Annotated in this window: 5 protein-coding genes; 2 read left to right on the top strand and 3 right to left on the bottom strand. The window is 59.5% G+C overall.

The annotated features are described in order from the left end of the window. Positions 1-70 precede the first annotated feature (70 nt). The 3 genes from minE to minC all read right to left on the bottom strand — a co-directional run bounded on the left by minE (position 71) and on the right by minC (position 2,076). Positions 71-325, bottom strand: a complete 255-nt coding sequence (gene minE, locus AC1D2P_RS30235) for a cell division topological specificity factor MinE (protein ID WP_007944431.1) — start codon at positions 323-325, stop codon at positions 71-73. Further along, the gene (gene minD / locus AC1D2P_RS30230; protein WP_046027120.1) at positions 325-1,137 is read right to left on the bottom strand and encodes a septum site-determining protein MinD; all 813 of its coding nucleotides are present in this window, start codon (positions 1,135-1,137) and stop codon (positions 325-327) included. Before minD ends, minE begins: the two co-directional genes overlap by 1 nt. A gap of 201 nt (positions 1,138-1,338) precedes the next feature. After that, entirely contained in the window at positions 1,339-2,076 is a 738-nt protein-coding gene (minC, locus tag AC1D2P_RS30225) for a septum site-determining protein MinC (protein WP_223522494.1), read from the bottom strand. 118 nt (positions 2,077-2,194) lie between these two features. Between minC and AC1D2P_RS30220 the strand changes: the two genes are divergently transcribed. Both AC1D2P_RS30220 and AC1D2P_RS30215 read left to right on the top strand, forming a co-directional pair. Continuing rightward, entirely contained in the window at positions 2,195-3,127 is a 933-nt protein-coding gene (locus AC1D2P_RS30220; protein WP_046027119.1) for a lipid A biosynthesis lauroyl acyltransferase, read from the top strand. Positions 3,128-3,162: 35 nt separating this feature from the next. Further along, entirely contained in the window at positions 3,163-4,335 is a 1,173-nt protein-coding gene (locus AC1D2P_RS30215; protein WP_223522493.1) for a patatin-like phospholipase family protein, read from the top strand. The last annotated feature ends 83 nt before the right edge of the window (positions 4,336-4,418 follow it).

The following is a 4,418-nucleotide window of genomic DNA, read 5'->3' as shown; positions in this document are numbered from 1 at the left end:
CCGTCATCGCGAGCAAGCTCGGCTCCTACAGGGGCGCAAGCCTGAGCCGCCGTGGCTACCGCTGGATCGATTAACGATCCGGCAGGGTGATGTTGAGTTCCAGAATCGAGCAACTGCCCTGGTTTTCCAGAGCGACGTGCACGTCATCGGACCCGATGTTGACGTACTTGCGGATCACTTCGACCAATTCCTTCTGCAAGGCTGGCAGGTAGTCCGGGGTACTGCGCTGGCCGCGTTCATGCGCCACGATAATCTGTAGACGCTCTTTCGCTACCGATGCGGTACTTGGCTTCTTGTTGGCACGAAAGAAGTCAAAAATGTTCATTACCTACCTCCAAACAGGCGCTCGAAGAATCCCTTCTTCGTTACATCGAGAAAACGATGTTCCTTTTCTTTGCCCAAGAGGCGATCAACCGTGTCGCTGTAGGCCTGACCTGCATCGCTCTGGTCGTCAAGAATCACTGGCACGCCCTGGTTGGAAGCCTTGAGCACCGCCTGGGATTCCGGAATCACGCCGAGCAATTTGATCGAAAGGATTTCCTTGACGTCTTCGACGCTGAGCATTTCGCCTTTTTCGACACGTTCCGGGTGGTAGCGGGTAATCAGCAGGTGTTCCTTGATCTGCTCTTCACCACGTTCGGCACGACGGGACTTGCTGGCCAGCAGGCCGAGCATGCGGTCCGAGTCACGTACCGAGGACACTTCCGGGTTGGTCACGACAATCGCTTCATCAGCGAAATACATGGCCAGGTGGGCGCCTTTCTCGATGCCCGCCGGAGAGTCGCAGACCACGAATTCGAAGTCTTCTTTCAACGCCATCAGGACTTTTTCCACGCCTTCAGTGGTCAGCGCGTCTTTGTCCCGAGTCTGGCTGGCGGCCAGTACGTAAAGGTTTTCCAGGCGTTTGTCTTTGATCAGCGCCTGTTGCAGGTTGGCTTCGCCATTGACCACGTTGACGAAGTCATACACGACGCGACGTTCGCAACCCATGATCAGGTCGAGGTTACGCAGGCCGACGTCGAAGTCGACGATAACTGTTTTGTGACCACGCAGAGCGAGGCCGGTACCGATAGCGGCGCTGGTGGTGGTCTTACCCACACCACCCTTGCCGGATGTAACCACGAGAATCTTGGCCAAGGTGTTTCACCCCTAAGGAAAAAGGACTTTTAGCCCCTGAAAAACATCTCTTGAAAAACTACTGCAGTCGGACAGCCTTGGCTGGAATACGGTCCTGGGCGGGGTTTACCTCCGGTAAACACTGCCTTTGGCCGTTTTCCTACTTCGTTTGAGCCGTTTTCGCTACGTTTTAGAGATGCTTGGAAAATGCGGCAGTATCCGTTAAAGCCGAATGATGTTCAACACGTCGCCGGACAGGCTGACCTGTACGCCCGCACCCCACAAGGGATCTCGACGCAGATCCTCGGAAACCTTGTAGTGGCCTGCGATGGACACCAGTTCAGCGCTCATTTGCTGACAAAAAATCCTGGCTTTCGTGTCACCTTTGACGCCGGCCAATACCCGGCCGCGCATAGGGCCGTATACATGGATGTTCCCATCGGCGAGAAGTTCCGCACCCGGGCTGACCGAGGAAATCACCACCAGATCGCAGCCTTGTGCATAAATCTGCTGACCGCCGCGTACGGGCGAAGTGATGATTTTCGTCGGTTTGATAGTCGATTCCGGTGGTTTTTCCGGTTTTTTCTTCACCTGGCCTTCGAGCGGATCAAGCGGGCGCTCACGGGCACCGGACGGCGGCAGCACCGGCAGATCGACCGCAATGGCGGCAGCGATGTCTTCGATGCGGCTGGCGCGGATGGCCAGGGTACGCAGGCCGTGTTGACGGCAGACACGCATCAGGGCCGGCAAGTCCACCGCGCCTTCGCTGGCCGGGAGCTTGTCCAGGGCCAGCACCAGCGGGGCGTTGCTGAAAAAGTTGGGTGCCTGTGCGACCTTGGCGGCCAGTTGCCGATCAAGGTTCTCGAGGTCGTTGCGGGCCAGTTCCAGCACCGTAATGGCAAGCATGCTGCCCTTCAACTGGAACACGGGATCCTGGTCTTGCAGTTCGGTTTGGCTCATGGTCGGCATACAACGGCTTGTCACTAAAAGTGCCGAGACTTATAACGAGAACGCCCGCAAGCCGCAAGCCGGGTCGAACGATGTAGAATGCCCGGCCATTGTCTTTCCGGAACCTTTAATGGATCGCCCGCGTTTTCGAACAGCATTTCTTTCTCCGCGTTTCTGGCCGCTGTGGTGTGGCTTGGGGCTGTTGTGGCTGGTTGTGCAGTTGCCGTATCCGGCGTTGCTGTTTATCGGTCGCCTCTTGGGGGCCGTGATGTATCGCCTGGCCGGCGACCGACGGCGCATTGCCAAACGCAATCTCGAACTGTGTTTCCCTGAAAAATCGCCCGCCGAGCGCAAGCGGCTGCTCAAGGAAAACTTTGCCTCCACCGGTATCGCCTTCTTTGAAATGGCGATGAGTTGGTGGTGGTCGCGTCAGCGTCTGGCCAAACTGGCCCATGTCGAAGGGCTGGAGCACCTGAAAAAGGCTCAGCTCGAGGGCAAGGGCGTGATCCTGATGGCGGTGCATTTCACCACGCTGGAAATCGGCGCGGCGCTGTTGGGGCAGCAGCACACCATCGACGGCATGTACCGCGAACACAAAAATCCGTTGTTCGACTACATCCAGCGCCGTGGTCGCGAGCGGCACAACCTCGATTCGCTGGCCGTAGAGCGCGACGATGTGCGCGGCATGCTCAAATTGCTGCGCGCGGGCAGGGCGATCTGGTACGCGCCGGACCAGGATTACGGCGCCAAACAAAGTATTTTCGTGCCGCTGTTCGGCATTCAGGCCGCGACGGTCACCGCCACCAGCAAATTTGCCCGGTTGGGCAAGGCGTTGGTGGTGCCGTTCACACAGGAGCGCCTGGCGGACGGTAGCGGCTATCGACTGGTGATTCATGCGCCACTCGAAGGGTTCCCCGGCGAAACCGAAGAGGCCGATTGCATCCGCATCAATCAGTGGGTCGAAGGCGCCTTGCGCGAATGCCCGGAGCAATACCTCTGGGCTCACCGCCGCTTCAAGAGCCGTCCACCGGGCGAGCCGAAGCTGTACAAAAAACGCGGTTGAGTGACCGATCCCTTTAAGCGCCATGGAGTGTTGCGATGAGTCCTGCTGAACCGGTTACAGGGTTGATTCTTTCCGGCGGTGGGGCTCGGGCGGCGTATCAAGTGGGGGTGTTGGCGGCGATTGCCGAGCTATTGCCGGTGGGCGCAAGCAACCCGTTTCCGGTGATCGTCGGCACCTCGGCCGGGGCGATCAACGCGGTCAGCCTGGCCAGCGGGGCGATGGATTTTCGCGGCGCGATCGAAAAACTGACGGCGTTCTGGCAGGGCTTTCGCAGCCATCTGGTGCTGCGCAGCGATTGGCCCGGCGTGATCAGCCAGGCCAGTCGCTTTGTCAGTCACAGCCTGTTGGGCATCGGCGCTCAGGTGCCGGTGGCATTGCTGAACAGTTCGCCACTGCGCGGTTTGCTCAATGACAAACTGAACATGGCCGGCATCGCCGAAGCGATTGCGCAAAAGCAATTGCAGGCGGTGGCGGTGACTGCGTTTGGCTATGAGTCCGGTCAGGCCGTCACCTTCTATCAGGGCGGCGGCACCATCGATTCGTGGTTGCGTCATCGGCGCATCGGCGTTCCGACTGCATTGAGTGTCGAGCATTTGCTGGCCAGCTCCGCCATTCCGCTGTTGTTCGCCCCGGTGAAAATCGGCGACGAGTACTTCGGCGACGGCGCCGTGCGCCAATCCGCCCCGATCAGCCCGGCGCTGCACCTGGGCGCCAGCCGCGTGCTGGTGGTGGGTGTCAGCGGCAACCCGCGTGGCGTCGACCCGCAGCAACCGCTGCAACGCACCTACACTGGGCAACAGCCGACGCTGGCGCAGATCGGCGGGCACATGCTCAACAGTACGTTCATTGATAGCCTGGAAAGCGACATCGAGCTGTTGCAGCGTCTGAATCAGTTCAGTCACTTGATGCCCGATGGTACGCCGACCCGTGCGCTGGGCGTGGCGCCGGTAGACGTGCTGGTGATTTCGCCGAGTCAGCCGATCGACGAGATTGCGGCGCGGCATCGGCAGGAATTACCGGCAGCGTTGCGCCTGTTTCTGCGTGGGCCTGGGGCTACGAAGACGAGCGGGGCGGGGGTGTTGAGCTATTTGCTGTTCGAGGCGGGGTATTGCAGCGAATTGATTGAGCTGGGGCGACGCGATGCGTTGGCCAAGCGTGGGGAGCTTTGCCGGTTTTTGGGATTGGTGGAGTCTGTGGTCCCGGCTTGAGACTTGTGGTGCGGCCATCGCGGGCAAGCCACGCTCCCCCAGGGTTTGGTGTGGTTTTAACAATTTGAGTACGACCAGTACCC

This window comes from Pseudomonas sp. P1_F1_2 (assembly GCF_056405815.1).
This window is presented reverse-complemented; position numbering and strand designations above follow the sequence as displayed.

Bases quoted from the DNA above. Each gene is read 5' to 3' on its own strand.
- minE (WP_007944431.1), bottom strand. From the start codon at position 325: ATGAACATTTTTGACTTCTTTCGTGCCAACAAGAAGCCAAGTACCGCA.
- minC (WP_223522494.1), bottom strand. From the start codon at position 2,076: ATGAGCCAAACCGAACTGCAAGACCAGGATCCCGTGTTCCAGTTGAAG.
- AC1D2P_RS30220 (WP_046027119.1), top strand. From the start codon at position 2,195: ATGGATCGCCCGCGTTTTCGAACAGCATTTCTTTCTCCGCGTTTCTGG.
- AC1D2P_RS30215 (WP_223522493.1), top strand. From the start codon at position 3,163: ATGAGTCCTGCTGAACCGGTTACAGGGTTGATTCTTTCCGGCGGTGGG.